The organism is Synechococcus sp. R55.7 (assembly GCF_047461955.1).
Classification (GTDB): Bacteria; Cyanobacteriota; Cyanobacteriia; order Thermostichales; family Thermostichaceae; genus Thermostichus.
The window spans coordinates 1-2,949 of sequence record NZ_JANSIC010000275.1 but is presented as its reverse complement, the minus strand read 5'-3'; the positions used below and the strand labels follow the sequence as shown (position 1 = coordinate 2,949).

The following is a 2,949-nucleotide window of genomic DNA, read 5'->3' as shown; positions in this document are numbered from 1 at the left end:
TAAATCTCGTTGTTGCGCAACGCTAACGCAAAGGGATCCCAGAAATCGCCGAAGCCATTAACCTTTCCCAAGGAAGTAGCGGCGGCTGATCCCTTGGGCCAGCAAGACGAACAACACCAGGGATCCCTGAATCACACCGGCCAAAGAAGACTCCAATTGCAAAGAGAGAGGCAGTTGCAAGCTGCCGATGTTAAGACTGCTGAAGAAAAAGGCAATCGGCAAAATCAGCAGGGGGTTAAAGCCTGCCAGCATCACCACCAACAAGGCCAGAAAGCCCAAATTGCTGGAGATATTGGGGATGAGGCGATGGAACAGAGCCAACACCTGCAAGGCGCCCGCCAGCCCTGCTAAGCCCCCACAGCAGGCAAATGCCATGAGCAACCTGCGGGTAGCCGGGATCCCCAACCGGAAAGCAGCTACAGGGTTTTTCCCCACCGCCCGCAACTGCAGGCCGAAGCGAGTGTTGCCCACCACCAGCACCGTCAGGGCCAAAGCCAACAGGGCCAGCAGCAACGCCACCGGACTGGCCTCTGACCGCCCCCAGGTGGGCAACCACAGACGGGGATCCAACACTTCCGTCCCGCTCATGGAAGCCACCCCCGGCCTTTTCCAAGGGCCGAAGATCAGGTAGAGCACCCAACCTTGGGCAACAAAATTCAGCCCCAGCCCAGCGAAGATCTCGTTGACCCGCCCCCACACATTCAGGATCCCAGCCAACAGGCCCCAGCCCGCCCCCCCCAGGATCCCGGCCAAAAGCGCCAAGGTAATGGCCAGTGGCGGCGGCAACCATCCCGCTTCCAGACGCACCAGAAACGTGGCCGCAATTGCCCCGACCACCATTTGCCCTTCGATGCCCAAGTTGTAGAGACCGGCAACAAACGTAAACACCAGCCCACAGCAGCAGAGGACAAGGGGAGCCAGCGTTGCCAAAACCCGGCCAAACTGAGCTTCAGTGCCGAAGGCCCCCTGCCACATGCTGGCCGCCACCTGGAGAGGTGAAGCCCCCGCCAGCAGGATCACCCCCGCCACAAATAGCAGCGCTGCCAGCCAAGCCAATCCCTGGATTACCCAGGTACGCTCTAGAGACACCCACGACCGGCCCGATTCCGCTATTCCCGCCATGCTTTAACACTTCCTAGGATTCTTAAACTTAAGATTTTTAAACTCAAAGAGGCTCCCCGCTGCCCTGCTCCAAGAGGGGATCCAAACGGCGCACCAGTTGCCAGCCCTCCACCGCCGCTAGAGGTTGTAACCCCAAATCCCGGATCTCCACCTGTTCTGCCTGCACCGGAGAAACCCAAAGGTAGTCTCCATATTCCCCTCGTTGCAGAGCCTGATCATCCACCCATCTCCCCGGATGGGGGGTATAAAAAGCGATGGCCTGAGCCTGACAGACATCCGGCAAGCCGCTGCGGCCAATATCCACCACCGTCTCCCCAGCCTCTGTCGAGGACTCCGTCCGAATAGCGCGAACGGACGGGGGCAGCATTTGGTTCCAATCCATTTGGGCAAAAGCAGGGCTGAAGTTGCCGAAATCAGGCCGCAAGACGATGGTGATCATAGCGAGGATCCCGGCCAACAAGAGGGTTCCCACCCACAGACTGCCGGCACAGCGCAACACCCGCCGCCAACTCCAGATCCCCGGCAGCAAGAGGTACAAAAGACCCATCGCCACCAGCGGCCAAGCATGAGGCTGTAGGAGCTCCAGACCGTCTACACCTAGCCGGACGGCCACCCCCAAACCCAACAGCAACAGCCCCACCGCTGCCAGTCCCCAAGAGAGCACCTGGGCCAGACGGGGCTTTAAGTGCAAGGACTCCGTCCCGCTAACGCGATCCGCACCGCTGACGCGACCCCGCATAGCCAACGCTTGATCCAAGGCTACCCCGGCCAAGAGAGCCAGCCAAGGGTAAAGCTGCACGGTGTAGTAGGGGGTTTTGGTGGGATAAAGCTGCAACAACAACAGCAGCAGCAGGGGGAAAGACCAGATCAGCAGCGTGGATCCCGGCTGCTGGCGCACCAGGAGAAAGCCACCCACCAAAGCCAAAACCGTCCACGGGAAGCCATGAACGGGAATGTGCCAAAAGTAGTACCAGCCGGTGGCATCCGCATGGAAGGGCTCTTGCCCCAGATCCCACACCTTCCCCACCAGGGTGGTCAGCACCTGTGGGCCATACACCTGCATGGCTGGACCTAGCCAGAGGCCAAAAATCCCCAAGCCCAGCCCAAGCGCCAGCCAAAATGGGGCGGATCCCATCCAGCGGCGCCGTTGCTGCACGAGATAGGGGATCAAAGCCGCCCCCGGCAGCAGGATCATGGCACTTTTCATCAGCAGGCCCAGCCCGAAGGCCACTCCGGTTAGCCAAAACCAAACCCTGTGGCCGCGGATACCGTTGACCAGCCCCAGGATCCCCAGCAGCTCCAGAAAGGTCAAGGGCACATCCTGCCCCACCAGCCGCCCCTGCTGCACCCAGAGGTAGCACAGGGGCAAAACCGCCATCCCCAAAAAGGCCGCCCGCATCGGCAAAAAAAACCACCCAATCCAACCCACCAGGGGAATGGAGAGCAAAGCAGCGAGGATCCCTGGCAGCCGCGCTGCCCACTCGTTTACCCCGTACAGGGCAAAACTGAGGGCCACGCTCCAGGTGAGCAGAGGGGGTTTCTCGAAAAAAGGCTCCCCCAAAAAAGTGGGCCCCAGCCAATGCCCTCCCCGCAGCAGCTCGCGGGCCATTTGGGCATAAAAGCTCTCGTCGCAGCCAGCCAAACTGGGATCCGCCCCCGAAAGCACAAACAGAGGCACTGCCAGGCCCATGACTAGTAGGCTTAGGCCCCAAAAGGGCACTAGGTGCGGGTCGCGGCGAAACTGAACGAAGGAGCTGGATCCCGGCAGGGATCTGCGGCTAGGAGAACTGCCCAGACGGTTGGGGTTGCCGAAAGGACGCATGGGAC

2 protein-coding genes are annotated in these 2,949 nt (G+C 60.6%); both read right to left on the bottom strand.

What is annotated here, in order from left to right; all coding sequences use genetic code 11:
- Positions 1-57: 57 nt before the first annotated feature.
- Complete coding sequence (locus NW820_RS11610) at positions 58-1,122, bottom strand: ABC transporter permease (protein WP_011431976.1); 1,065 nt, start codon at positions 1,120-1,122, stop codon at positions 58-60.
- Between the two features lie 43 nt (positions 1,123-1,165).
- Positions 1,166-2,949, bottom strand: a 1,784-nt coding sequence (locus NW820_RS11605; RefSeq protein ID WP_414407557.1) for an ArnT family glycosyltransferase, incomplete at its 5' end; no start/stop codon positions are given.